25 protein-coding genes are annotated in these 25,705 nt (G+C 66.8%); 19 read left to right on the top strand and 6 right to left on the bottom strand.

The genetic code is table 11. The annotated features are described in order from the left end of the window. Positions 1-41: 41 nt before the first annotated feature. Together C3E79_RS08945 and C3E79_RS08940 are read left to right on the top strand one after the other, a co-directional pair. Entirely contained in the window at positions 42-545 is a 504-nt protein-coding gene (locus C3E79_RS08945; protein ID WP_235840706.1) for a methylated-DNA--[protein]-cysteine S-methyltransferase, read from the top strand. A gap of 10 nt (positions 546-555) precedes the next feature. Continuing rightward, complete coding sequence (locus tag C3E79_RS08940) at positions 556-1,314, top strand: fructosamine kinase family protein (protein WP_108404601.1); 759 nt, start codon at positions 556-558, stop codon at positions 1,312-1,314. Here C3E79_RS08940 and nadE read toward each other — a convergent pair. Next, a complete protein-coding gene (gene nadE / locus C3E79_RS08935; RefSeq protein ID WP_108404600.1) occupies positions 1,311-2,147 on the bottom strand; it encodes an ammonia-dependent NAD(+) synthetase in 837 nt (278 codons plus the stop codon). The genes C3E79_RS08940 and nadE overlap by 4 nt on opposite strands. Before the next feature lie 131 nt (positions 2,148-2,278). On the opposite strand from nadE, the gene ykgO reads away from it, so the two are divergent. From ykgO to nrdE, 4 genes are all read left to right on the top strand, one after another. Continuing rightward, complete coding sequence (gene ykgO / locus C3E79_RS08930; protein ID WP_092283840.1) at positions 2,279-2,401, top strand: type B 50S ribosomal protein L36; 123 nt, start codon at positions 2,279-2,281, stop codon at positions 2,399-2,401. Between the two features lie 301 nt (positions 2,402-2,702). Beyond that, positions 2,703-2,933 carry a glutaredoxin-like protein NrdH gene (gene nrdH / locus C3E79_RS08925; protein WP_108404599.1) on the top strand — a complete coding sequence of 77 codons (231 nt, stop codon included), beginning with the start codon at positions 2,703-2,705 and terminating at the stop codon, positions 2,931-2,933. A gap of 27 nt (positions 2,934-2,960) precedes the next feature. Further along, the gene (gene nrdI / locus C3E79_RS08920; RefSeq protein ID WP_108404598.1) at positions 2,961-3,497 is read left to right on the top strand and encodes a class Ib ribonucleoside-diphosphate reductase assembly flavoprotein NrdI; all 537 of its coding nucleotides are present in this window, start codon (positions 2,961-2,963) and stop codon (positions 3,495-3,497) included. Positions 3,498-3,507: 10 nt separating this feature from the next. Beyond that, positions 3,508-5,673, top strand: a complete 2,166-nt coding sequence (gene nrdE / locus C3E79_RS08915) for a class 1b ribonucleoside-diphosphate reductase subunit alpha (protein WP_108404597.1) — start codon at positions 3,508-3,510, stop codon at positions 5,671-5,673. 6 nt (positions 5,674-5,679) lie between these two features. On the opposite strand, the gene C3E79_RS08910 is transcribed toward nrdE, so the two are convergent. Then, positions 5,680-6,378 (bottom strand): FadR/GntR family transcriptional regulator, encoded by a 699-nt coding sequence (locus tag C3E79_RS08910; RefSeq protein WP_108404596.1) that lies wholly within the window; start codon positions 6,376-6,378, stop codon positions 5,680-5,682. A gap of 129 nt (positions 6,379-6,507) precedes the next feature. Here C3E79_RS08910 and nrdF point away from each other — a divergent pair, with 129 nt between their 5' ends. From nrdF to C3E79_RS08890, 4 genes are all read left to right on the top strand, one after another. Further along, a complete protein-coding gene (nrdF, locus tag C3E79_RS08905) occupies positions 6,508-7,497 on the top strand; it encodes a class 1b ribonucleoside-diphosphate reductase subunit beta (RefSeq protein ID WP_108404595.1) in 990 nt (329 codons plus the stop codon). 290 nt (positions 7,498-7,787) lie between these two features. Further along, complete coding sequence (ctaD, locus tag C3E79_RS08900) at positions 7,788-9,566, top strand: aa3-type cytochrome oxidase subunit I (protein ID WP_108404594.1); 1,779 nt, start codon at positions 7,788-7,790, stop codon at positions 9,564-9,566. Positions 9,567-9,730: 164 nt separating this feature from the next. After that, positions 9,731-10,984, top strand: a complete 1,254-nt coding sequence (gene serB / locus C3E79_RS08895; RefSeq protein WP_108404593.1) for a phosphoserine phosphatase SerB — start codon at positions 9,731-9,733, stop codon at positions 10,982-10,984. 14 nt (positions 10,985-10,998) lie between these two features. Further along, positions 10,999-11,721 (top strand): aminoacyl-tRNA hydrolase, encoded by a 723-nt coding sequence (locus C3E79_RS08890; RefSeq protein WP_235840707.1) that lies wholly within the window; start codon positions 10,999-11,001, stop codon positions 11,719-11,721. Here C3E79_RS08890 and C3E79_RS08885 read toward each other — a convergent pair. Further along, a complete protein-coding gene (locus tag C3E79_RS08885; RefSeq protein WP_108405137.1) occupies positions 11,718-13,688 on the bottom strand; it encodes an ATP-dependent DNA helicase in 1,971 nt (656 codons plus the stop codon). The genes C3E79_RS08890 and C3E79_RS08885 overlap by 4 nt on opposite strands. 39 nt (positions 13,689-13,727) lie before the next feature. Further along, the gene (locus C3E79_RS08880; RefSeq protein WP_108404592.1) at positions 13,728-15,065 is read right to left on the bottom strand and encodes a nicotinate phosphoribosyltransferase; all 1,338 of its coding nucleotides are present in this window, start codon (positions 15,063-15,065) and stop codon (positions 13,728-13,730) included. A gap of 103 nt (positions 15,066-15,168) precedes the next feature. On the opposite strand from C3E79_RS08880, the gene clpS reads away from it, so the two are divergent. After that, on the top strand, positions 15,169-15,468 hold the full coding sequence (clpS, locus tag C3E79_RS08875; RefSeq protein ID WP_108404591.1) for an ATP-dependent Clp protease adapter ClpS: 300 nt from the start codon (positions 15,169-15,171) through the stop codon (positions 15,466-15,468). A 16-nt stretch (positions 15,469-15,484) separates the two neighbouring features. Then, entirely contained in the window at positions 15,485-16,033 is a 549-nt protein-coding gene (locus C3E79_RS08870; RefSeq protein WP_108404590.1) for a DUF2017 domain-containing protein, read from the top strand. On the opposite strand, the gene C3E79_RS08865 is transcribed toward C3E79_RS08870, so the two are convergent. Continuing rightward, complete coding sequence (locus C3E79_RS08865; RefSeq protein WP_108404589.1) at positions 16,030-17,700, bottom strand: inorganic phosphate transporter; 1,671 nt, start codon at positions 17,698-17,700, stop codon at positions 16,030-16,032. The genes C3E79_RS08870 and C3E79_RS08865 overlap by 4 nt on opposite strands. A 139-nt stretch (positions 17,701-17,839) precedes the next feature. After that, positions 17,840-20,446, bottom strand: coding sequence for an excinuclease ABC subunit UvrA (locus C3E79_RS08860; RefSeq protein ID WP_108404588.1), 2,607 nt, complete (start codon positions 20,444-20,446; stop codon positions 17,840-17,842). A gap of 57 nt (positions 20,447-20,503) precedes the next feature. On the opposite strand from C3E79_RS08860, the gene C3E79_RS08855 reads away from it, so the two are divergent. Genes C3E79_RS08855 through C3E79_RS08825 form a run of 7 tightly spaced genes read left to right on the top strand, consistent with a single transcriptional unit; the run spans position 20,504 to position 25,686 of the window. Continuing rightward, on the top strand, positions 20,504-21,553 hold the full coding sequence (locus tag C3E79_RS08855; protein WP_108404587.1) for a P1 family peptidase: 1,050 nt from the start codon (positions 20,504-20,506) through the stop codon (positions 21,551-21,553). 11 nt (positions 21,554-21,564) lie between these two features. Continuing rightward, a complete protein-coding gene (locus C3E79_RS08850; RefSeq protein WP_108404586.1) occupies positions 21,565-22,359 on the top strand; it encodes a rhomboid family intramembrane serine protease in 795 nt (264 codons plus the stop codon). Beyond that, positions 22,352-23,149, top strand: coding sequence for a glutamate racemase (gene murI / locus C3E79_RS08845; RefSeq protein WP_108404585.1), 798 nt, complete (start codon positions 22,352-22,354; stop codon positions 23,147-23,149). The genes C3E79_RS08850 and murI overlap by 8 nt, the downstream gene beginning before the upstream one ends. Before the next feature lie 32 nt (positions 23,150-23,181). After that, positions 23,182-23,952: an MBL fold metallo-hydrolase gene (locus tag C3E79_RS08840; protein ID WP_108404584.1), complete on the top strand. Its 771-nt coding sequence runs from the start codon at positions 23,182-23,184 to the stop codon at positions 23,950-23,952. Between the two features lie 13 nt (positions 23,953-23,965). Continuing rightward, entirely contained in the window at positions 23,966-24,700 is a 735-nt protein-coding gene (gene rph / locus C3E79_RS08835; protein ID WP_108404583.1) for a ribonuclease PH, read from the top strand. Continuing rightward, on the top strand, positions 24,694-25,299 hold the full coding sequence (rdgB, locus tag C3E79_RS08830) for an RdgB/HAM1 family non-canonical purine NTP pyrophosphatase (RefSeq protein ID WP_108404582.1): 606 nt from the start codon (positions 24,694-24,696) through the stop codon (positions 25,297-25,299). The genes rph and rdgB overlap by 7 nt, the downstream gene beginning before the upstream one ends. 9 nt (positions 25,300-25,308) lie before the next feature. After that, a complete protein-coding gene (locus C3E79_RS08825; RefSeq protein ID WP_108404581.1) occupies positions 25,309-25,686 on the top strand; it encodes a hypothetical protein in 378 nt (125 codons plus the stop codon). The last annotated feature ends 19 nt before the right edge of the window (positions 25,687-25,705 follow it).

Raw genomic sequence — 25,705 nt, 5'->3', positions numbered from 1 at the left:
GCCGGACTGCCCGGACCGTGAGGCATGTTAGGCTACCCGCCGTGGAGACGTTCGGCATTGCCACGGTGAGCACGCCGATTGGTGAGCTCGTGGTGGTGAGCTCGGAGGAGGGGCTCGCGCGCGTCGCCTTCGCGGCCGTGGAAGAGGTCCGCGGAGAGCAGTACCGCGCGTGGGGCGGGGGCAGCGCCGCCGAGCAGATCGGGGAGTACTTCGCGGGCGAGCGGCGCGAGTTCGACCTCGCGCTCGATTGGCGCCACGCCCGAGGATTCTACGGGAGCGTGCAGCGCGCGCTGTGCGATGTGGGATTCGGCGAGACCGTGTCTTACGCAGAGCTCGCCGCCCGGGTGGGCCGCCCGAAGGCAGTTCGGGCCGCAGGAACGGCGTGCGCGCTCAACCCGCTGCCTATCGTCGTGCCGTGCCACCGCGTGCTGCGTAGCGACGGCTCACTCGGGGGCTACCGGGGAGGCACCCAGGCGAAGGAATTCCTGCTGGAGCTGGAAGCAGGGGAGAACGAGACGGGAACGCGCCGCCGGGTCTTGCAATAGCATGTGACCTATGTCCGAGGTCTTTCTCAAACACGGCAGCGCCCCCGCCTCCGCAGCTGCGGAGTCCGCGGGCCTGCGCTGGCTGCGCGAGGGCAGCGCGGCGGTCGTAGATGTGCTGGACCTCGATCGTGCCGCGAACACACTGGTCATCGAGAAGGTTAGCCACGCTCGCCCCACCCACGAAGCCGCACGGCAGGCGGGCCGCGAGCTGGCGAAGATCCACGCGTGCGGCGCCGCGGCGTTCGGGGCCCCGCCGGACGGGTGGGACGGGCCGAACTTCATCGGCCGCATTGAGCAGGAGTGCCGCCCGACGAGGCGGTGGGCGGAATTCTACGCACACCAGCGCGTCCTCCCCTTCGCGGAGCGTGCCCGCGACGCCGGAAACTTGAGCCGCGCCGGGTGGGAAGCGGTCCGCGCGGCGTGCAAGGCACTCGAAGACGAGGACGAAGACGCCCCGCTAGCCCGCATCCACGGCGACCTGTGGTCGGGTAACCTGCTGTTCTCCCCTGAGGGGCCGCGGTTTATCGACCCGGCCGCCCACGGCGGGCACCCCTTGACCGATATCGCGATGCTTGAGCTTTTTGGCGCGCCCCACTTCGACGCGATCGTCGAGGGTTACCTCGAGGATGGGGAGCTGGGGGAAAATTGGCAAGCGCGCATCCCGATCCACCAGCTCCACCCGCTGGCGGTGCACGCGTTTACGCACGGGCCGGGCTACGGCGGGGCGCTCGTCCGCGCGGCGGAGCAGACGCTGGAGGCGGTGGGCTAGCGCCACCAGGAATCGGTCGGGCCGGGGGGTAGGTGGCGCTTGTGCTGGCCGATGCGCCAGAGGTGTTCGAGGCGCTCACGGGGGGCGTCGTCAAGCGGCTTGCCCTCGAGGTAGTCGTCGATGTCGCTGTAGGTCACGCCGAGCGCTTCCTCGTCGGGCAGCGCGGGGCGGTCTTCCTCCAAGTCGGCGGTGGGGACCTTGCGCCAAAGGGCCTCTTCGGCGCCGAGCTCGCGCAACAGCGCCGCGCCCTGGCGCTTGTTCAGGCCCGCGAGCGGTAAGAGGTCAGCCGCGCCGTCGCCGTGCTTGGTGAAGAACGCGGTGACGTTTTCGGCGGCGTGGTCGGTGCCGATGACGAGCAGGCCGCGTTCCCCGGCGATGGCGTACTGGGCGATCATGCGCATGCGCGCCTTGATGTTGCCCTTGTTGAAGTCGCCCACGCCCGCCGTACCGAGTGCGTCGGCGACCGCGGAAGCCATCGCGGATGTGGCGGGCTCGATGTTGACGGTGAGGGTTTCGTCGGGGGCGATAAACTTCAGCGCGCGCTGCGCATCGGCCTCGTCGGCCTGCACTCCGTGCGGGAGGCGGACCGCGGTAAAGGTAGCGTCGTGGCCAGCCGAGCGCAGCTTCTCGACGCTCAACTGGGCCAGCCGCCCGGCCAGCGTCGAGTCTTGCCCGCCGGAAATGCCGAGGACGAAGCCCTTGGCGCGGGAGGCGAGGAGGTAGTCGTACAAGAAACCGACCCGCGCCTCGATCTCCGCGGCTGCGTCAATGGTGGGGGAGACGCCGAGCTGCGCGATGATGTGGGCCTGTAGGGGTGAGGGGATAGTAGTCATGGGGCCATCGTAGGCGTTGCCGCCGGTGCTGGTTTGGCTATCGGTCCCCCGTCGGGTAACCTTTAAGGCCGTGTCACGACTCCGGTTGGGGGTCGTATGAGCAAAATCCCGAGAGAAGAAAGGAGCGCCCGATGAAGGTTCGCAAGTCGCTTCGGTCGCTGAAGAACAAGCCGGGCGCCCAGGTTGTGCGTCGCCACGGCAAGGTCTACGTGATCAACAAGAAGGAGCCGCGCTTCAAGGCCCGTCAGGGGTAGTCGCCCCGCCCCGCTTTATCCCCGCCAAGCCCCGTCGTTTCCCACCATGGAAGCGGCGGGGCTTCGCCGTGCGGCACGGTTGCTGGGGCAAGAAATTGCACACGTGTAAGTAGCATGGTGGTCATAGGGTCTAGATGTGGGCGGAGTCGGGACGCTATCCTGGTAATTTCAGTGATGTAACTACTATATATAGTATCGGTTGCCTAAATGGGCCACAAAGTATAGTGTTTGAGGGAGTTCATACGAAGCCGTCCGGTCGCCCGGATCACCGCCCAATTTCACGAGGAAGAGTCAACTGGTTATGTCCATCACTGTCTACACCAAGCCCGCCTGCGTCCAGTGCAAGTTCACCACGAAGGCTCTCGACGCCGCCGGCCTCGACTACGCACTCGTCGACATCTCCGTCGATAGCGACGCCCGCGATTACGTCATGGCGCTCGGCTACCTCCAGGCGCCCGTGGTCGAGGCAGGCGGCGAGCACTGGTCCGGTTTCCGCCCGGAGCGCATCCAAGCCCTCGCGCAGGCAGCGTAGCCGAGTAGCCGGGGCAGCGAAGAGGCCATGCTCATTGTCTACTTCTCCTCGGCGACTGGAAACACGAAGCGGTTCGTCGACAAGCTAGGGCTGCCGGCCGCGCGCATCCCGCTGCGGCGTACGGAGCCGCAGCTGCTCGCCGCCGAGCCCTACGTGCTCATCTGCCCCACCTACGGCGGGGGAGCATCACTGACGAGTGAGCACACCAGACCGGTGCCCCCGCAGGTCGAGCGGTTTTTGTCCAATGTGGGAAACCGCGGCCTGATCCGCGGGGTGATCGCCTCCGGCAACGCCAACTTCGGCCCCGACTTCTGTCGCGCCGGTGACGTAATATCGCGGGCGTGTTCGGTGCCTTACCTCTACCGCTTCGAACTCATGGGGGACGAGCACGACGTCACCTCCGTGCGCGCGCACCTCATTGAGAACACCCAGCGACTCGGGCTCGTGCCGATGCCGCAGGCAGCGCTCGCCGAGGTCGAAGCCCGGGACGCGCAGGCGCGTGGCGAGGCAGCCGAGCGGCTCGCGCGACTGCGCCAGAAATACCACCACACAACGAACGCATAGGAGCCTTACCGTGAACACCCCCGCCTTAGGCAAGACCGTCGCAGAACCCGTCTCCCAGGCCGAGCAGCTCGACTACCACGCCCTCAACGCGCTGCTCAACCTCTACGACGAGGACGGGAAGATCCAGTTCGACAAAGACCGCGAGGCGGCGAACCAGTACTTCATCCAGCACGTCAACCAAAACACCGTCTTCTTCCACGACCTCGAGGAGAAGATCGACTACCTGGTGAAGAACAACTACTACGACCCGGCCGTCATTGAGGCATACGACTGGCAGTTTGTCAAGGACACCTTTAAGCAGGCCTACTCCTACAAGTTCCGCTTCCAGTCCTTCCTCGGCGCCTACAAGTACTACACCTCCTACACGCTCAAAACCTTCGACGGGCGCCGCTACCTCGAGCGCTTCGAAGACCGCGTCTCCATGACCGCGCTGTTCCTCGCTCGCGGCGAGGAGGCGACCGCCACCGCGCTTGTCGACGAGATCATGAACGGCCGCTTCCAGCCGGCCACCCCGACCTTCCTCAACGCCGGAAAGGCGCAGCGCGGCGAGCTCGTCTCCTGCTTCCTCCTGCGCATCGAGGACAACATGGAATCCATCGGCCGCGGCATCAACTCGGCGCTGCAGCTGTCCAAGCGCGGCGGCGGCGTGGCGCTGCTGCTCTCCAACATCCGCGAGGCCGGCGCGCCAATCAAGCACATCGAAAACCAGTCCTCCGGCGTCATCCCTGTCATGAAGCTGCTGGAAGACTCCTTCTCCTACGCCAACCAGCTCGGCGCACGCCAGGGCGCCGGCGCGGTCTACCTCAACGCGCACCACCCCGACATCCTGCGCTTTTTGGACACCAAGCGCGAAAACGCCGACGAGAAAATCCGCATCAAGACGCTCTCGCTCGGCGTGGTCATCCCGGATATCACCTTCGAGCTGGCCAAGCGCAACGACGACATGTACCTGTTCTCCCCCTACGACGTCGAGCGCGTCTACGGGCTGCCGTTCGCCGATATCTCGATCACCGAGAAGTACGAAGAGATGGTCGAGGACCCGCGGATCCGTAAAACCAAGATCAACGCGCGCCAGTTCTTCCAGACCATCGCGGAGATTCAGTTCGAATCCGGCTACCCCTACATCATGTTCGAGGACACCGCGAACCGCGCCAACCCGGTGAAAATCGGCCGCATCAACATGTCCAACCTCTGCTCCGAGATCCTCCAGGTCAACTCCGCCTCCGTGCTTAACGACGACCTGACCTACGCCGAGGTTGGACACGACATCTCCTGCAACCTCGGCTCGCTCAACATCGCCAAGGCGATGGACTCCGAAGACTTCTCCCGCACGGTGGAGACCGCGATCCGCGGGCTGACCTCAGTGGCGGACCAGACCTCCATCGACTCGGTGCCCTCGGTGCGCGACGGCAACGACGCCTCCCACGCCATCGGGCTCGGCCAGATGAACCTCCACGGCTACCTCGGCCGCGAACACATCGAGTACGGCTCGGAGGAAGGGCTCGACTTCACCAACGCGTACTTCGCGGCCGTGATGTATGAGGCGATCAAGGCCTCCCACAAAATCGCAGTGGAGAAGGGGGAGCGCTTCGCGGGCTTTGAATCCTCCGAGTACGCCACCGGGGAGTTCTTCGACCGCTACGATCCGGCAGATTTCCAGCCGAAGACGGAGAAGGTAAAGGGCCTTTTCGCAGGGGCGTCGATAAGCGTGCCCACCGCGGAGGAATGGGCGGCGCTCAAGGCCGACGTCGCGCGCGACGGAATCTACAACCGCTACCTTCAAGCCGTGCCGCCGACGGGCTCGATTTCGTATATCAACAACTCCACCTCGTCGATCCACCCGATCGCCTCGAAGATCGAGATCCGCAAGGAGGGCAAGATCGGCCGCGTCTACTACCCGGCGCCGCACATGGATAACGACAACCTCGACTACTTCAAGGACGCCTACGAGATCGGGTACGAGAAGATCATCGACACCTACGCGGTGGCCACGAAGTACGTCGACCAGGGGCTCTCGCTTACCCTGTTTTTCAAAGACACGATCACCACCCGCGAGATCAACCGCGCACAGATCTACGCGTGGCGCAAGGGCATCAAGTCCCTCTACTACATCCGCCTGCGCCAGATGGCGTTGGAAGGCACAGAGGTCGAGGGTTGCGTGTCCTGCATGCTCTAAGGCCGGCTAGGGCGCGATGTCGGCCATGACCTCGCGGGATGCGCGCTCCGCGCGAGCCCCGTCGCGCGCCACGATGGCCTCGGCGAGCGTGAGGTGCGCACGCACCGAGTCCTCGAGCGGGATCGAGTCGCGGTGCCCGTAGCGGGTACGCCCCTCGAGGGCGTGGAGGATCGACGGGGCCAGCGCGCCGAACATCTCGTTGCGTGAGGCGTTGAGGATGAGGGTGTGGAACTTGATATCTAGTGCCAGAAACTCCTCGCTCGCCCCTGCCTCCGCCAGCTCGATCATCTCCTTGGCGATGTGCACGAGGCTCGCCCCCTCGTCTTCGCTTGCCTTCGTCGCCGCGAGCGCCGCAGCGATGGGCTCGACGCTGTAGCGCAGCTCGCTGAGCTCACGGAGCTGGCGGTCGGTGTCGGTGCGCCACCGCCAATCAATCACGGCCTGGTCGAAGACATTCCAATGGCTCGACGGCAGCACCTTAATTCCGATCCGGCGAGAAGGAACGACCAGCCCTAACTGTTCCAGGGCGCGCATGACCTCGCGCGCGACGGTGCGGGAGATGCCGAAGCGCGTAGAGAGGTCGCTCAAGGTGAACGTGCGCCCTGCCGCGATGGTGCCGGAGATGATCTCCATCCCGAGCGTGTCGAGGATCTTGTTGAGCAGCGGTTCCGTGGACGGGGTGGTGGTCGAGCGGGCTGGTGTCATAGTGTGTATCAACCTCGGGGGACTAGGTACCAAAGCGGGGGCGGAGATATGTCTTATACATTTATCCCCGATAATTCGTATAACGTTAGCATTGTCCACGGGGTGTGCGGGCAAGCTAGGATAGTCGGCGTGACCGAAGAGTACGATAACTACCTCCGCGCGCATGAGGCGCCCGTGAGGGCGATCAACTGGAACACCATCCCCGACGACAAGGACCTCGAGGTGTGGGACAGGCTCACCGGCAACTTCTGGCTGCCGGAGAAGGTCCCGGTGTCCAACGACATTCCTTCGTGGCGCACGCTGACGGACTACGAGCAGACCGCTACGATGCGGGTTTTCACCGGCCTGACCCTGCTCGATACCATCCAGGGCACTGTCGGGGCAGTCTCCTTGCTACCGGACGCCAAGACGCTGCACGAGGAAGCGGTCTACACCAACATCGCGTTTATGGAGTCCGTCCACGCAAAGAGCTACTCCAACATCTTTATGACGTTGGCGGACACACCCTCCATCAACGACGCGTTCCGCTGGTCGGAGGAAAACCCCAACCTACAGCGCAAGGCGAAGATCATCCTGAGCTACTACGAGGGTGGCAACCCTCACAAAAAGAAGGTCGCCTCCACGCTGCTCGAGTCGTTCCTCTTCTACTCCGGGTTCTACCTGCCGATGTACTGGTCGGCGCACTCCAAGCTCACCAATACTGCAGATATCATCCGGCTCATCATCCGCGACGAAGCGGTACACGGCTACTACATCGGCTACAAGTACCAGCGCGGGGTGGCCGAGCTAACCCAGGGCGAGCGCGACGAGCTGAAGGAATGCACCTTCGATCTGCTCTACGATCTCTATGAAAACGAGACCCAGTACACCGAGGACCTCTACGACCCGCTGGGGTGGACCGAGGACGTGAAGCGCTTCTTGCGCTACAACGCCAACAAGGCTCTCAACAACCTCGGCTACGAGGGGCTGTTCCCCCAAGACGAGACGCGGGTCTCCCCGGCTATCCTGGCGTCCCTGTCGCCCAACGCGGACGAGAACCACGACTTCTTCTCCGGTTCGGGCTCCTCCTACGTCATCGGCAAGGCCGAAGACACCCTCGACGAGGACTGGGACTTCTAGACAGCTGCGCACCGGCCGAAGGGTGGGGTGGTGCTACCCCCGCCGGGTGTGAGATCGAGCGCACCGCTCGACCCACCCGCCGGGGTTTGCCCCGCGCACCCGCGCACCCGGGCCCCTGCATGGGGGTGCGATGGACGGCGGGTGGGAGCGTACCCCTGCGGGGCTGGAAATTCGCGTCGCTGGTGGCTTATGATGATCCGGTATCAGTTGTGGTGCCTCTATTTCCGCCCAATGCTCCCCGCGGGAGCGAAGGGGCGGAAGGCCGGGGCGCCGTCAGTCAGGAGGATCGCATGACCGCAGTGGCGCCGAGGGTGGACTCGTACGTCCCGCCCGCTCGTCCCGAACCGACGGGCAACGCTCGCAAGGGCTCGAAGTTCTACAAGTTACTGACCACGACCGACCACAAAGAACTGGGCATTTTGTACATCATCATGTCCTTTATCTGGTTCTTCGTGGCCGGCCTCATGGCGCTGCTGATCCGCGCTGAGCTGTTCAGCCCCGGTCTTCAGTTCCTCTCCAATGAGCAGTTCAACCAGCTGTTTACCATCCACGGCACGGTGATGCTGCTGGCGTTTGGTACCCCGATCGTCTGGGGCTTCGCCAACTACGTCCTCCCGCTGCAGATCGGCGCGCCCGACGTCTCCTTCCCGCGCCTCAACGCGTTTGGGTTCTGGATCACCCAGGTCGGCATCATCGCCATGCTTGCGGGGTTCCTCACTCCGGGCGGCGCGGCCGACTTCGGCTGGACCATGTATATGCCGCTGGCCGATGCAACGCACACCCCGTCCGTCTCCGCGAACCTGTGGATCGTCGGCGTGGGCGCAACGGGCGTGGGCACCGTCGCCTCCGCCGTGAACATGCTCACCACGGTGCTCACCCTGCGCGCACCGGGCATGACGATGTTCCGCATGCCCGTGTTCACCTGGACTGTGTTCGTCACCTCCATCATCGCTCTGATGATCTTCCCGCTGCTGCTCGCCGCGGCGATGGGCGTCGTCTTCGACCGCCTGCTCGGCGGCCACATCTACGACACCGCCAACGGCGGTGCGATCCTGTGGCAGCACCTGTTCTGGTTCTTCGGCCACCCCGAGGTCTACGTCCTCGCGCTGCCTTTCTTCGGCGTGATCTCCGAGATCGTCCCGGTGTTCTCCCGCAAGCCGATCTTCGGCTACATCGGCCTCGTCTTCGCCACCCTCGCCATCGCGGGGCTGTCGATGGCCGTGTGGGCGCACCACATGTTTGCCACCGGCGCGATCCTGCTGCCGTTCTTCTCCTTCATGACCTTCCTCATCGCGGTGCCGACGGGCGTGAAGTTCTTCAACTGGCTCGGCACCATCTGGAACGGCCACCTCACCTTCGAGACCCCGATGCTCTGGGCAATGGGCTTTTTGTTCACCTTCCTCTTCGGTGGTCTGACCGGCATCATGCTCGCCGCCCCGCCGCTGGACTTCCACCTGCACGACTCCTACTTCGTCGTCGCGCACTTCCACTACACCCTGTTCGGCACGGTTGTGTTCGCCTCCACAGCGGGCGTGTACTACTGGTTCCCGAAGATGACTGGGCGCATGCTCGACGAGCGGCTGGGCAAGATCCACTTCTGGTTCACCGTCATCGGCTTCAACATGACCTTCCTGGTGCAGCACTGGCTGGGCAACATGGGCATGCCGCGCCGCTACGCCGACTACCTCGACACCGATGGTTTCACCCTGCTCAACCAGGTCTCGACCGTTGGCGCGTTCATCCTCGGCATCGGCATGCTGCCGTTTATCTGGAACGTGTTCAAGTCCTGGCGCTATGGCGAGGTCGTTACCGTGGACGATCCGTGGGGCTACGGCAACTCGCTGGAGTGGGCGACCTCGTGCCCGCCGCCGCGCCACAACTTCACCTCCCTGCCGCGCATCCGCTCGGAGCGCCCCGCCTTCGAGCTGCACTACCCGCACATGGTTGGCCGGATGCGCCGCGAGGCTCACACCGGGCACGGTAAGGACCCTTACAAGGGTGCGCACCACGAGTTCGACTCCCAAGGCAACAAGGCCGAAGCGCAGGAGGCTGCGGGAACGCACAGCTAAGCACCTGCTGCACTGACTGACAACGAGCTAGCCCCCGCCTCCACGTGAGAGGCGGGGGCTAGCGTCGAACAGGGCACCGAAGCAGTTGGGTAGCATAAGCGGTGTGCGTGGGTCTTCGTACACACGCCCGGTCGCCTTAGCACTCACAGATTCAAGGACGCTTCATGCCCGCATTCGAAGTAGAGCTCCAAGAAGGACTCAAGCACGCCGTCATCACCACCACGGGGCCGGACCGTCCCGGGGTCTCCGCCGCGTTCTTTACCGCCCTGGCCAATCACGGCGTGCAGCTTCTTGATGTCTCCCAGGTCGATTTCCGCGGCCAGCTCATGCTCTCGACCTTTGTCGGCATGGACCCGCTGGGACTCACTGATCTAGAGCGCGAGCTGCGCGCCGGACTCTGGGAGTTCGGCCAACGCGTCACCATCGAGACGGGCCAGGCTGCCGGTGCGGTCTCGCGCCCGCGCTCGACTCACGTCATCGTCATGCTCGGCAACCCGGTACAGGCCGAACAGGTCTCCCGGCTCGGCCACCTGCTGGCGGGCTTCGGGGCGAACATCGACCGCATCAACGGCATCTCGGACTACCCTGTCACAGGGTTGGAACTGCGCGTCACCCTGCCGGACTATTCCCCGGGTGGCGGGCGTAAGATCCGGGAGGCGCTCGCGGGGCTATCTACAGAGCTCGGCGTCGACCTCGCCATGGAGCACGCTGGCCTGCACCGGCGCGCGAAGCGGCTCGTGTGCTTCGATTGCGACTCCACGCTCATTACCGGCGAGGTCATCGAAATGCTCGCCGCGCGCGCAGGGCGGGAGGAGGAAGTCGCAGCGGTGACCGAGCGGGCGATGCGTGGAGAGCTCGATTTTGAGCAGTCCCTTCGCGAGCGTGTGGCCACGCTCGCCGGGCTCGATGCCTCCGTGATTGACGACGTCGCCGCCGAGATCGAGCTTACCCCGGGAGCGCGCACGACGATCCGCACGCTGAAGTCCATGGGGTATCGCACCGCCGTCGTCTCCGGCGGGTTCATCCAGGTCCTCGACGGCCTTGCCGAGGACCTCGGGCTCGACTACGTGCGGGCGAACACGCTGGAGATCGTTGACGGCAAGCTCACCGGGAAGGTGGTGGGGGAGGTCGTCGATAGACAGGCGAAGGCGCGGCTGCTCACGGAGTTCGCAGCCGATTCCGGCCTCACCATGCGCCAGACCGTGGCGGTGGGCGACGGCGCGAACGACATCGACATGCTCGGCGTGGCAGGCCTCGGAATCGCGTTTAACGCCAAGCCGGCGCTCAAGGAGGTTGCCGACGCGAGCGTCAACCACCCCTTCCTCGACGAGGTGCTCTACATCCTCGGCATCCCGCGCGAGGAGATCGACTTTGCCAACGAGGCCGCGGGCATCGACGGCCGCGTGGCGCTGAGCTAGGCCGTCGAGTCGACGTGGAGAGCCTCGCCGCCGCGCACGAGCTGCTGCGCACTTGCCTGGAGGAGGGCAGGCGCGAGCCGGAGGATGCCGCCGCCGTCTTCGCCATGCCGATCGTGCTCAACCTGCCCAAGGGTGAGGCCGGGGCGCGGCTCGCACGCGAGGACGTGCTGGCGGACGCGGCCAGGGCCGTGGTCATGCTCTGCCTCGACCCGCGCGCAGGCCAGGAGGGCGAGCTGCGCGATGGGCTCGCCCGGTGGTATAGCGGGAGGATACGCAAGCTCGCGCGCCGCTGCAGGGGCTCGGCGTGGGAGGCGGTGCAGGAACTTCCCGGTGTCACGTGCGGACACGCCCGGGCTTTCGTGCCGTGCGCGGTCTCCCGGCCGCCGCGGCAGATAGCGAAGCTGCAGATCAGCGGCACGGACCTCCCCGCGGGCCGCGAACCTGAGCCGCTGCGCGCCTCGGCGCCCGTCGTTGCCGTCAACGGCGAGCTTGGGATGACGCTGGGCAAGGCCGCCGCCCAGGTCGGGCACGCCTCGATGCTGCTCGCCGCCCACCGCCCCCTCGCCTGGGTGCGCGCGTGGGCGGAGCAGGGTTTCCCGCTGGGCGTGCGAGAGGTCGACGGAGCGCGCTTCGCCGCGCTGGCGACGTCCCCCGGGGCGGTGCCTGTTATCGACGCCGGGTTTACCGAGGTCGCGCCAGGATCGACGACCGTGGTGGCGCTTCAGGGCGCAGGCTAGCGCTTCCGGGGGCCTGCGTTGGCGCGCGAGACAAGGCGGCGCAGCGCCGCCTTCACCGTGGCGGGGTCGGTCGTCGTCCAGAAATCGGGCATGCTCCGGCGCAGGTAGGATCCGTAGCGCTTTGTCGCCAAGCGACTATCGAGCACGGCGACGACCCCGCGGTCGTCCACCGAGCGCAGCAGACGCCCCGCGCCTTGAGCCAGCAGCAGGGCGGCGTGGGTGGCGGAGACCTCCATGAAGCCCGAGCGCCCCGCCGCATCGGCGGCCTTGGAGCGGGCCTGCAACAGCGGGTCGTCCGGGCGGGGAAACGGGATGCGGTCGATGATGACCAAGGACAGCGAGCTGCCGGGTACGTCCACGCCCTGCCACAGCGACAGGGTGCCAAACAGGCAGGAGTTCTCGCTAGCGGAAAACGCGGCGACCAGCGCACCCGTGGAGTCCTCTCCCTGAACCAGGATGTCGAAGGGCAACCGCTCCCGCATCACCTCGGCGGCCTGCTCGGCGGCGCGGCGCGAGGAAAACAGGCCGAGCGTGCGCCCGCCTGCCGCGGTGATGAGCTCGGTGATCTCGTCCAGCGCGGCCGCGCTGAGCCCGTCGCGTCCCGGCGGGGGAAGGTGTGCGGCCGTGTAGAGGATGCCGCTGCGCCGCGGGTCAAACGGGGTGCCCACGTCCATGCTGTCCCACGTCCCGTCGGGCAGCCCCCATGCCGCTGCGAGGGCCTTGACGTTGCCGCCGACACTCAAGGTCGCCGAGGTGAGCACCGCCGTGTGCTCGGCGAAGAGGCGCTCTCGCAACAATGGAGCGACGGAGAGCGGGGCGACGGAGACGGAGTCGCCGTAGCGCTCCGAGCGGGTCAGCCAGACCACGTCTGTGTGCTTGGAGGGGTCATCCTCGTCGAAGACCTCGAGGATGCGCACGACGGTATCGTGCAGTTCCTCGAGGTGGTTTTTGAGGTTTTCGCGCTCGGCGAAGGTCTCCGGGTCATTGGTGGATTCGCCGTCCGGGGCTCTCCCTACCGCTTCCCGGGCTCGCCACAGCTCGTCGCGCACGGCGACGAAGCCGCCGCGGGCGGCCTCGGAAATGGTGGTCCAACGGCCGGGCTCTTCGAGGGCCACGGCGGCCGCGAAGTCGTCGACACGCAAAGCGAGCTCACCCTTCGCGGCGCCGAGCTTATCTGCGCGTTTCGACGCCATCGTCAGCGCCCGCGCCGAGAGTTCGTTCGTCGCCACCGAGGTAATGCGGGAGTCGAGCTCGTGCGCCTCGTCGATGATGACGACGTCGTGCTCGGGCAGCACCGCGGTATCCGCGAGCGCATCGATTGCCAGCAGCGCGTGGTTGGTCACGACCACGTCGACGCCGCGGGTGCGCTCTCGGGCAAGCTCGGCGAAGCAGTCCTCCCCGTGCGGGCAGCGCGTGGCGCCCAGGCACTCCGACGAGCTCACCGAGACCTGCTGCCACGCCGCGTCCGGCACCCCCGGCTCCAGCTCGTCGCGATCCCCCGTCTTGGATTCCTGCGCCCACTCGTGGACCCGCTTGACCTGGCCGCCCAGTCGAGATAGGTCCTGCGGGCCCATGAGCGCGGTCGCGCCCTCCACGGGCTCCGGCACGGAGAGCTTGTGCAGACAGACATAGTTATTGCGCCCCTTTTGGATCGCAAACGTTGGCCGCCGCTCAAGCAGGGGCTCGAGGGCGTCCGCGAGGCGGGGCAGGTCGCGTTCGATGAGCTGGCGCTGCAGCGCGATCGTCGCCGTGGAGACGACGACCGTCGAGCCGGTCGCCTGAGCGTGGCGCAGGGCGGGCACGAGGTAGGCCAGGGACTTTCCAGTGCCGGTACCGGCCTGCACCGCGAGGTGGCGCTCCTTCTCGACGGCGCTGGTCACGGCCTCGGCCATGGCGACCTGCCCAGGGCGCCGCGCACCGCCGAGCGCCTCGACCGCGGCGGCGAGCAGCTCCGACGTGGACGGCATGAGCGGGTTATCGGTGGGGTGTTTCACACGCGTATGGCCCTACTCCGAGGGCTCGGGGAAGCCGACGAAACGGCTCGGAATCGCCGGTTCGTCGCGGGAGAGGGCAAGGCCCTCCCACGGTAGGGTCCGACGGGCGGCGTCGAGGTAGTCTCGCGTCTGCTCGAGGTCATTGAGGTCTTCGACGATATTGCCGTCGCGGACCAAGGGGATGACCATTTCCCGGTAGGTCAGCGACTTCTTGCGCGGAATCTCCACCCCCGCGGGGTGGATGAGTTCGGCGACGGCCACACCGGAGGCGCGGTAAGCACGCAATGCGGACTTCGTCCCGCCGAAGGTCACCTTGCCGCTCGAGCGCTTGGCTACCGGGTGGCCCTCGACCTCGACGAGCTTGTAGACCATGCCTGCAGTCGGGCTACCGGACCCAGTGACGACGGATGTGCCTACGCCGAAGCTGTCGACGGGGTCGCCGCGCAAGCCCGCGATGACGAATTCGTCGAGATCGGAAGAGACGATGATCCTAGTGTCAATCGCCCCGGCGTCGTCAAGCTGCTTGCGCACCTGCCGGGAGACGATGCCGAGATCGCCAGAGTCGATGCGCACCGCGCCGAGCTTTGGCCCGGCGACCGCGAGAGCGTTTTTCACGCCCTGGGTGATATCGAACGTATCGACAAGCAGCGTGGTGTCGGCGCCGAGGCTGGCAACCTGCGAGCGAAATGCCGCGACTTCATCCGGCTTGCCCTCATCGTCGACGTGCAACAACATCCAGGCGTGCGCGGCAGTGCCAGAAGAAGGAATGCCGTAGCGCAGGGAGGCTTCCATATTCGACGTGGAGGAAAACCCTGCGATGTAGGCGGCGCGCGCGGCCGAGACGGCGGCGCGCTCATTCGCGCGGCGCGATCCCATTTCCATGATCGGGCGGCCCTCCGCCGCGGTGACCATGCGCGAGGCGGCGGAGGCCACCGCGGAATCGGAGTTGAGGATGGAGAGAATCACCGTTTCCAAGATGACGCACTCGGCGAATGTGCCGCGCACCGTCATCAACGGGGAATAAGGGAAATAAATCTCGCCCTCGCGGTAGCCGTCGATCTGCCCGGAAAAGCGATAATTGCGCAGGTAGTCCTTCGCGCGCTCGGAGAGGAAATCGGCGGAGTCGAGCTGTTCCTCAGTGAAGCGGAAGTGGCAGATGGCATCGAGCACCCGCTGGGTGCCCGCGAGAACGCCGTAGCGGCGGCCATCGGCAAGCCTGCGGGCGAAGACCTCGAACGTGCACCGGCGCTCGGCAGTGCCGTCCTTAAAAGCGGCGTCGAGCATGGTGAGCTCGTACATGTCCGTCAAAAACGCCGTCGAGTGGTGCGAAGATGCCGCGGGATCAACCATGCGTCATAGACTACCCGCGCTGGCGGACGGGGAGGGGCGTGGCCAGGAGGTTGCGAGTAGTGTCGTACCCATGAATCGTTTAGCTGCGATCACTCCCCAGGCCATGGGATCGCCCGTAGCCACCCCGGACCTCGATGAGCACGTCGACGTCGACGTCGTCGTGAGCGAAAACCTCCCCTGGATGTGCATCGTGTGGGACGACCCCGTCAACCTCATGAGCTACGTCAGCTACGTCTTCCAAACCGTGCTCGGCTACGACCGCAAGCGCGCACACGAACTGATGATGCAGGTCCACACCGAAGGCAAGGCAGTCGTGTCCTCCGGGGAGAAAGACAAGGTCGAAGGCGACGTGAAGAAGCTTCACACCGCGGGGCTGTGGGCGACCATGCAACAGGCAGGTTAGGAGGACAGGCGAGAAGATGGAGCATTGGCGTCGCAAGAAGGGGCTCATGCGCGCGGGGGCGAAGTTCACCACCAAGTTCGACCCGCTGGAGCGAGAGGTCATCGGCGATCTCACCGCGACGGTCTCTGAGGCCCTCATCCAGCGGGCGCAGTCAGCACCGAAAGATGAGCTCGCCGAGATGATGGGGCTTCGCCCCGGACATTCGCAGCCGCCGGAGGACCCGAAACTCAAGCGCCTCCTGCCGGACTTCGAGATGGAGGGCGACGAGGAGTTCGACGGCGAGTCTGGGCTGCTCAGAAGCCTCCACGAAAACGACATCATCAAGGCCAAGCTTGTCAACCTGCAGGTGGTAAACGAGGCGCTCGGGCCCACCGGAGGGGTCGTGGTTACCATCGATGAAGAAGAGGCGCAGCGCTTCATCGCCGCGCTCAACGACATGCGCCTCTACGTCTCGGAGGACGACCGCGGCGGCGAGGCCGAGGCGCAGGACCGCGAGAGGCTCTTAGAGTGGCTCGGGTTCTGCCAGGACTCGCTCCTCGCCGCCATGATGGGGCCGCTGGGCTAGCCGAAGATCGACCGCAGGGCCACCAGGCCCACCGCACCGATGACCGCGGAGACCGGAACCGTGATGACCCACGCCAGGCCGATCTGCCGCATGAGACCCCAGTTCGCGTCGCGGTTGACCATGCCGACGCCCAAGACGGCACCGATGAGGATGTGGGTAGAGGAGACCGGCAAGCCCAGCAGGGAGGCGCTCATCACCACGGCCGCGGCGGAGAGCTCCGCCGAGAAACCAGAGGCCGGGTGCATCTCGGTGAGCTTGGTGCCCACGGTGGCGATGACGTGGCGGCCGATGAACCACAGGCCAACGACGAGGCCGACGCCGGCGGTGACCATGAGCGCCATCGGCACCTCGGCCTCCTCGACGATCTGGTTTTCCTTCAGCACGTCGAGCACCGCGGCGAACGGGCCGACGGCATTGGCGATGTCATTGGAGCCGTGCGAGAAGGCGAACGCGGAGGCAGTGAAGACCTGCATCCAGGAAAACAGGATGAAGGTCGAGCGCTCCAGGGAGAGCTGCCGCATCGAGCGGGCGAAGATGTAGACCGCCATCCACACCGCCGCGGAGACCATCAAGATCACGAGCACGTTGCCCAGGCTGTCGAGCGAAATCCCGGTGTTGCTCAGGCCCTTAAACAGCATCATCGCGGTGATGATGCCCGCACCGGCCGCGGCGACGAGGGGCACGAATCGGATCAATGCGCGGTGCGCGTCGACATCGTTAGCCTCCGCGTTGATCCGGTAGAGGTCCCGATAGTACTCGGACTCGAGGTCCTCGAGGTCAAAATCCTTGCTTGTCGTCGTCACCGCGTCGCGCGCCATGGCGCCGTTGACGCTGATTTTCTCCGCCTCCGGCAGGGAGTTAAACTCCTCGCGGAATCGCGCGCGGTGGTCGTTGCGCTTGCTGCGGAGATCCTCGAGCTTGTCCGCGGCGCGGTCGTTGTAGACCAGGATCGATTCCTTGACCACCCGGTAGAGGGCGTAGGCAACCACGCCGCCGAGGAGGGGAGAGAGGAACCAGCTGATGACGATCTTGCCAATCTCGCCCCACTGGACCATCACCCACGGCGAGGCGCTGCCCGTGATGTCCGTGAGGTAGCCCAGCGTTATCGCGCCGCCGACGATGGCGCCGACGATCGAGTGCGTGGTGGAGACGGGCCACCCCATGCGGGTGGCCACGAGCAGCCACAGCGCGGCGCCGAGGAGCGCCGACATCATGATGAAGGCGAAGTCCATCGGGGCGAGGTCGACGCTGTTGAGGTCGACGATGCCGGACTTGACCGTCTCGGTCACCTCGCCGCCGGCGAGGACCGCGCCGCCGACCTCGAAGACAGCCGCCACCATGAGCGCCTGGCGCAGCGAAAGCGTGCCCGCGCCGACGGAGGTGCCAAAGGAATTGGCGACGTCATTGCCCCCGATGTTGAAGGCCATGAACACACCGAGAGCGATGGTGATGATGAGCAAAAGGGCGTGGTTGCCCGGGCCGACCTGGCCCCGGGCCCAGAAGTAGAAAAGCAACACGGCGACGAAGAGCAGGGCGCCAAAAAGCGCGTCGAGGACGGGGCTTTTCGCCTCGTCCTCGATGTGGGCCTGGTCTACGCCGCCGCGTTGCGTGGCGGGCGTGCGTGGATGTGCGGGTACTTCGGTGAGTTGGGACGATTCATCGGACATCGGGACCCCCTTGGAGTAGTCGGGCGGTGGCGGGGAACAACCAGCCCCGATACGCGACGAGGCGTGGCCTGCCACTCACTATGAACCGAGACTCAACGCTGCGCAACCGGAGGCGGCGCGCACCCCGAGGCCACGCCGGCTACCTCAGCGCGGCGAGCACCCTGCCCGTGGGGGTCTGCGCATGGGCGGCGAGGCCGGCCGGGGTGTCGTCGGCGACGATCTCGCCGCCGCGCGCACCGGCGCCCGGGCCCATCTCGATCACGCGGTCGGCCTGCGCCACGACCGTCATGTCGTGCTCGACGGCGATGACGGTGTTACCCGTATCGACGAGGCGGTTGAGCTCCCTGACCAACAGCCCGACGTCGTGGGGGTGGAGCCCGGTGGTCGGCTCGTCGAAGACGTAGAGCGTGTGGGAGCGCCGGGTCTGTCGGGCGCGCTGGAGCTCGGTGGCCAGCTTGATGCGCTGGGCCTCACCACCGGAGAGCTCCGGGGCGCCCTGGCCGAGGCGCAGGTAGCCCAGCCCCACGGCCTGGAGCGCCTCGCAGGCGTGGAGCACGCCCGGCTCGTCGGCGAAGGCGTCGATAGCCTCGTCCACGGTGAGCTCGAGGATGTCGGCGATGGTGTAGCCGTTCCAGGTCACCTCGAGCGTCTCGTCGTTGTAGCGCTTGCCCTTGCAATCGGGGCACTGCGTGTAGCTGCCGGGCAAAAAGACCAGCTCGACCTCAAGGGCGCCCGCGCCGTTGCAGGTGGGGCAGCGCCCGGGCTTCATGTTGTAGGAGAAGCGGGTGACGTTCCACTTCCGCGCGCGGGCCTCGTCGGTCTGCGCGAAGAGCTTACGCACCTTGTCGAAGAGCCCGGTATAGGTCGCCAGCGTCGAGCGCGAGGTGCGGCCGATCGGCTTTTGGGTGATGTGGATGAAGCGGTCGATCTCCTCGGCGCCGGTGACCTCACCGATGCTGACCTGGTCGGATTCGCGCTGCGCGCCCGGCGCGTCGGCGGGCTCATCCCCGGCGCCGGGGTCTTCCTCGGCGGCCTCCTTCGCCGCCGCGCTGCCCTTGGTGGCCACGGTGATATCCCGCAGCGCCGTGCCCAAGGCGGTGGAGACCAGGGTGGATTTGCCCGACCCGGACACCCCGGCCACCGCGGTGAACGTGCCCAGCCCGAGGGAGAGGTCGAGGCCGTGGATCGAGCGCGCGTTGATGTCTTTGATGGAGAGCGTGCCGCTAGGGGTGCGCGGGGAGTCGTTGAGTTCGGGCGGCTGGGCGGCCAGCCTGCGGGCGGTGGCCGAGGGGCAGTCGGGGTCTTTGCCCCACTCGATGAGGCCGTCGACGGTACCGCTGTAGAGGATCTGCCCGCCGCCCTCGCCGGCGACGGGTCCGACGTCGATGACCCAGTCGGCGCCGCGCACGAGGTTCATGTCGTGCTCGACGAGCAGGACGGAGTTGCCGGCGTCAATGAAGCGGCGCATGAGGTCAGCCACCGCGTTGCGCTCTTCCGGGTGCAGGCCGGCCGAGGGCTCGTCGAGCACGTAGGCGACGCCGAAGAGCCCGCTGCTGAGCTGGGAGGCGAGCCGCAGGCGCTGCAGTTCGCCCGCAGACAGCGTCGATGCGGCGCGGTCGAGGCTTAAGTGCCCGATGCCTAGGTCGACGGAGGTTTTTAGCGTGGGCACGAGCTGGGCGAGGAGGAGCCGTTCGGCCTCGTCGCGGTTGGATTCGTTGCCCTCTTCGGCGCGAGAGCGCGCGGTGTCGTAAAGCGTTCCCAGGACCTCGCGCAGCTCCTCGAGGGGAAGCGCGTTGAGCTCGTCGATGGGCATGCCGGCGTAGGTGACCTTGAGCGCGTCGGGGGTGAGCTTGCGGCCATCGCACACGGGGCAGACGTTGTGCTCCATGAAGCTGAGGACGCGGCGGCGCAGCGGCTCGGATTCGGTCTCGGCGAGGGTGTCGGTGAGATAGTTCGCCACGGACTTCCAGGTGCCCTTGTAGGACAGCTGCACCTGGTCGGCGCCGCGGACGGGGTAGATATCGACGACGGGGCGCTCGTCGGTAAACAGCAGCCACTGGCGGTCCTTCTCCGGCAGGTCGCGCCACGGGGTGTTCATGTCGAACCCGAGCGCCTCGACGATGTCGTGGAAGTTCTTCCCCGCCCACGCGCCGGGCCAGGCCTCAATCGCTCCTTCTTCGATGCTTTTCGACGGATCCGGGATCATCGTCTCCTCGGTCGGGCGGTGCACCACGCCGGTGCCCTGGCAGTTCGGGCACATGCCGACGGTGGTGTTGGGGGAAAACGCGTCGGAGTCCAGGCGCCCGCCGTTGCGCTCGCGCACGCCTTCGGCGTAGTCGCCGCAGCGCGAGTAGAGCAGGCGCACCGAGTTCGACAGGGTGGAAAACGTGCCCACCGTCGAGCGCGCCCCGCCCGAGGTGCGCGATTGCTCGAGCGCAACCGTTGGCGGCAGGCCGTCGATGTTGCCGACCTTCGGGTCGACCGCGCCGGCGATGAGCCGGCGGGCAAACGGGGCGACGGATTCGAGGTAGCGGCGCTGGGCCTCGCCGTGGATGGTGCCGAAGGCGAGCGAGGACTTGCCCGAGCCGGACATGCCCGTGACGGCGACGAGTTTGCCGCGCGGCAGGGTGACGTCGACGTGCTTGAGGTTATTGAGGTGCGCGTCGCGCACGATAATAGAGGTATCGGCCGTCGCGTCCGCGGGGCGCGAGGGACCTGAACGAGTTGCTAATCCGTTGGCATTCATACGAATCGATTATAGGACTATTTGGCGACGCTCGCTCGTGTCTACGATGGGGGGCTTATGACGCAGAACTCAGCACACGCCAGCGCGCGGCGGGGCGCGTTTACGGTCCCCGGCGTACTCATTGGGCACCGCAGCCTCGGCGATACCGGGGTGACCGCCTGCGTGTCAGAGGACCCGGCGGGGTTGTGCGCGGCCGTCGACGTGCGGGGCGGCGGCCCCGGTACCCGCGAGACCGACCTTCTCGAACCCCACAACACGGTCGAGCGCGTCCACGCGATCATGCTCACCGGCGGCTCCGCCTTCGGGCTCGCCGCAGCCGACGGGGCGATGGCCCAGCTCGAGTCCCGCGGGATCGGCTTCCCGGTCTTCGGCGAGGGCGTGCCCGGGCCCCGGGTCCCCATCGTGCCCGCGGCGGTGATCTTCGACCTCGCCGTGGGGGATGCGGCACACCGGCCCGGACCCGCGGACGGCGCCGCCGCGGTGAGCGCGGCGTTCGGCCAGCCGGCGGGGGTGGACTCGGGCAACGTCGGCGCCGGCTGCGGAGCCACGGCCGGGGTCCTGCGCGGCGGGTTCGGCACCGCCAGCGTCTCGCTGGCGGGCCCGGGCAGCGGGTATCGCGTCGCGGCCGCGGTGGTGGCCAACCCGCACGGCAGCGTCGTCGATCCCGGCACCGGGCGCCTCTACGGAGACTGCCGCCTCCCGCCCGTCGATACCGCGCGCCTGGGTGCATTGAGCCAGCCGACGCCACAGCTCAACACCACGATCGGGCTCATCGCCACCGATTGCCCCTTCGCGCCCGCGCAGCTCAAGCGGCTTGCCATGGCGGGGCACGACGGGCTGGCCCGCGCGGTGCGGCCGGCGCACTCGCCGCTCGACGGTGACACGTTCTTCGCCGTGTCGACGGCCGCGCCGATGGCAGCGCCGATGGCAGTGTCGACGAGCGGGGGCGAAGAGGGCGTCGATACGCTGAGCGCGGCGTGCGAGGCCGCCGCCGAGGCCGTGCAGGGCGCGATTGTCGACGCCATCGTCACCGCCACCACGAACTTCGGCGTCACGGCCTGGGCCGACCTGGCAGGAGTCGCACCCCTCGGGCACGATGCGCACTAGGATTGTCCGCGATGACGAGCAACTACCCCTTACCCCCGAACAGCCCGCGCCGCCCGCGCGGTAGCGCGCCCTACGGGGCTGGATATGGCCCTGGAGTCGGCCCCGGATACGGTCCCGGATACGGGGCGCCCCCGCCGCAGCGGCGAGGCGGGGGGCGCCTCGCCCCGCCCGCGAGCCAGTACGCGCTCACCGCGAAGCAGAAGCGGGCGAGCGGGTTCCGCTTCGCCTTCGGCTTCCTCGCCGTGATCTGGGGGGTCTTTATTGTCAACGAGGTCTTCTTCCTCGGCGCGCTCAAGGCCTTCGGCGTCCATCCCCTTGACGCCAACACGCTGCTGCTTATCTTCACCTCCCCGCTGCTGCACGCGAATGTGAGCCACATCATCTCCAACTCGATCCCCGGGGCGATTTTCTGCTTCCTCATCGGTTACTCGGGGGCGAGGGTGTTTTGGGAGGTCACCGGCATAGTCACGGTGATCGCCGGGTTGGGGACGTGGGTGTTCGGCGGGATTGGCACCAACCACATCGGCGCCTCGGGCCTGATCTACGGGTGGTTGGCGTACCTCGTTGTGCGAGGCTTTTTCAACCGCTCTGCGCAGCAGATCGCGCTCGGCGTCATCCTAGGGTTTTTCTACTCCGGGCTGATTTGGGGCGTGCTGCCGGGCACCGAGGGCGTGAGCTGGCAGGGCCACCTCTTCGGTGCGATCGGCGGCATCGTCGCCGGCATGGCGATTACCTCGGACGATCCACCGGAGCTGCGCGAGCGCCGGGCGCGTCGCCAAACGGGGAGGGGGCCGCGGTATGCCTGATGCCGCTCCCATTGGGGTGTTCGACTCTGGTGTCGGCGGCTTGACTGTCGCCCGGGCGATGATGGACCAGCTCCACGGCGAGTCGATCATCTACATCGGCGATACCGCCAACGGCCCCTACGGCCCGCTCGGCATTGCCACGGTGCGCGCGCACGCGCAGGCTATTGCTGACGAGCTTGTCGAGCGCGGGTGCAAAATGATCGTCATCGCATGCAACACCGCCACCGCGGCGTTTTTGCACGACGCGCGCGAACGCTACAGCGTCCCCGTCGTCGAGGTCATTCAGCCCGCGGTGCGGCGCGCGATTGCCACCACCCGCAACGGGCGCGTCGGGGTGATCGGCACCGTGGGCACGATCACCTCGGGGGCCTACCAAGACTTGTTCTCTCTCACGCCCGGCCTCGAGGTCACGGCGGCGGCGTGCCCGGCCTTCGTGGAGTTCGTCGAGCGCGGGGTGACCTCTGGCCGCCAGATCCTCGGTGTCGCGCAGGGGTATCTCGAACCGCTGCAGGCGGCCGGGGTGGATACGCTCGTGCTCGGCTGCACCCACTACCCTCTGCTTACCGGGGTGATCCAGCTCGCGATGGGCGATGACGTCACGCTCGTGTCCTCGGCGGAGGAGACGGCCAAGGACGTCTTGCGGGTGCTCACGGAGCGCGACATTGCTGCGCCCGAAGGCAGCGTGCCCACCCGGGTGTTTGAGTCCACCGGTGATCCGGAGGTGTTCAACCGGCTCGCCGAGCGCTTCCTCGCGCCGCAGATTACGGCTGTTGGCCGCGCGTTGGGTTAGATTCCGCTGCGGATTCGTGGCATGGTGTTCCCATGAAATTGACCATTCTCGGGTGTTCGGGGAGCATGGGCGCGCCGGGTAATCCTGGGTCGTCCTACCTCGTTTCCACGCCGGGCAGGCCCGATATCCTCATGGATTTCGGCCCAGGCGCGCTGGCCGCGCTGCAGAGCCTCGGCGATCCGTCCGATGCCCACCTGATTTTTAGCCACCTTCACGCCGACCACTGCTCGGACGTGCCTTCCCTGTTGGTGTGGCGCCGCTACCACCCCACGGCGCCCGCGACGCGCCGCCACCGCATGTACGGCCCAGACCATTGCCTCGAGCACTTCGGCCGGATGAGCGCGGACAACCCGGGAGAGGTAGACGACATCACGGATACGTTCGAGTTCTCCGCGTGGCGGTCGAACGAGCCGGTGGTCATTGACGATGTCACCGTCACCCCGGTTCCCGTCGCGCACCCCGCCTGGCAGTCCCACGGGCTGCGCCTCGCAGAGCGGGGCTCGGGCAAGGTGATCGCCTTCACCGGCGATTCCGGCATGACGGATTCTCTCTTCGACCTCGCCCGCGGTGCCGATATCTTCTTGTGCGAGGCGGCCTGGGGGCCGAGCGCCGAGGGCAAGGCCGAGGGCATGCACCTCTCCGGCGAGCAGGCCGGCCTCATCGCCGCCGAGGCCGGGGTGGGGACACTAGTGCTCGTCCACATCCAGCCCTGGGCGGATAAGGAGGAGACGCTGGCGGCGGCGCGTCGCCACTTCGACGGGGAGATCCGCCTCGGTGCCGCCGGGGATGTCTTCGAGCTCTAGTACTGTGGCGGGCATGACTGATTCAGGATTGACCCGCCTCGACGGCCGCGCCTTCGATGAGATGCGCCCGGTGCGCATTACCCGTGGCTTTACCGACCACCCCGCCGGCAGCGTCTTGGTGGAGTTCGGCAAAACTCGCGTGATGTGTACCGCCTCCGTTGAGCTCGGCGTGCCGCGGTTTAAGAAGGATTCCGGGGAGGGCTGGCTGACCGCTGAGTACGCGATGCTGCCGTCGGCGACCCACGAGCGCATGCCGCGCGAGTCGATGAAGGGCAAGGTCAAGGGGCGCACGCACGAGATTTCGCGCCTGGTGGGGCGTTCCCTGCGCGCGGCGGTGGACTTGAGCCAGCTCGGCGAGAACACCATCCAGCTCGACTGCGACGTGCTGCAGGCCGATGGAGGCACCCGCACGGCCTCGATCACCGGGGCCTACGTGGCGCTCGCGGACGCGATCGCCTTCCTCACCGAGCGCGGCGTTGTGCCCGGCAAGCCGCTGCTCGCTCCGGTCGCCGCGGTCTCCGTCGGGATAATTGATGGCCACGTGGCCCTCGATCTGCCCTACGAGGAGGATTCGCGGGCGGAGGTCGACCTCAACGTCGTCATGGCGGAGGGCGGCAACTTCGTTGAGATTCAGGGCACGGGCGAGCACGGCCTGTTTGGCCGCGAGCAGCTCGGCGAGATGCTCGATGTCGCGGAGAAGGGCTGCAGCCAGCTTATCGACGCCCAGAGGGCGGCCCTCGGGTGGTAGAGCTCCTCGTTGCATCCAACAACCCGAAGAAGCTGGCCGAGCTCGAAGCGGTCCTCGCCGAGGCCGGCATCGCTGGCATCGAGCTGGTGGCCCCCGCTGACGTTGCTGCCTACCCGGAGCCCGTAGAGAACGGCTTGACGTTTCGGGACAACGCCTTGATCAAGGCCCGCGCGGGGGCCGCGGCGACTGGTCTGCCCTGCGTCGCCGATGATTCTGGCCTGGCGGTCGCCGCGATGGGGGGCATGCCCGGGATCCTCTCGGCCCGATGGGCTGGGCGGCACGGCGACGATGTGGCGAACAACGCGCTGCTTTTGGCCCAGATGGAGGATATCGAGCTGCGAGACGCGGCGTTCGTCTCGTGCTGCGCCCTGGCTACCCCGGGTGGGGAGGAGTTCAGCGTCGAGGGCCGGTGGGAGGGGCGCTTGCTACGCCGCCCGCGGGGCGCCGGCGGTTTCGGCTACGACCCGATCTTTGAGCCGCTGGGGGAGGGGGGACGCTCCGCCGCCGAGCTCACAGCGGAGGAGAAGAACGCCGTGTCCCACCGCGGCCGCGCCCTGCGTGAGCTGGCGGTCCACATCGCGGAGCTGAAAAATCGCTAGAGTGAAAGAATGACGATGAAAAAGACTATTGCAGCAGCAAGCATCCTCTTCAGTGGCGCTCTTATGGCGGCCTGTGGTTCCTCGAGCGACTACGACGGTGCCTGGAGCGGTAAGGCAACCCCGGCCGATGCGTCGAAGGGCGAGGCCACCGCGCAGATCAACCTCGACGGTGGCAAGTGCAACTGGACGGTGACCGAGGCCAGCGGCGAGACGAACGACGCCAAGTGCGAGCGCGATGGCGACAAGTTCCAGTTCGTCGACCCGAAGACCGGCCGCGACCTGAACTACAAGGCCCAGCTCAACGGCGATACCCTGACGCTCAACCCGGATAACGGCCAGGCCGAGGGCTTGGGCACCATTGTGTTGACCCGCGCGGCGACGAAGTAGGGGCCGCCGCCCGGAGGCG

Origin of the sequence: Corynebacterium liangguodongii (genome assembly GCF_003070865.1) — a bacterium.
Classification (GTDB): domain Bacteria; phylum Actinomycetota; class Actinomycetes; order Mycobacteriales; family Mycobacteriaceae; genus Corynebacterium; species Corynebacterium liangguodongii.
The sequence above is the reverse complement of the archived record's forward strand: the minus strand, read 5'-3'. Positions and strand labels throughout refer to the sequence as shown.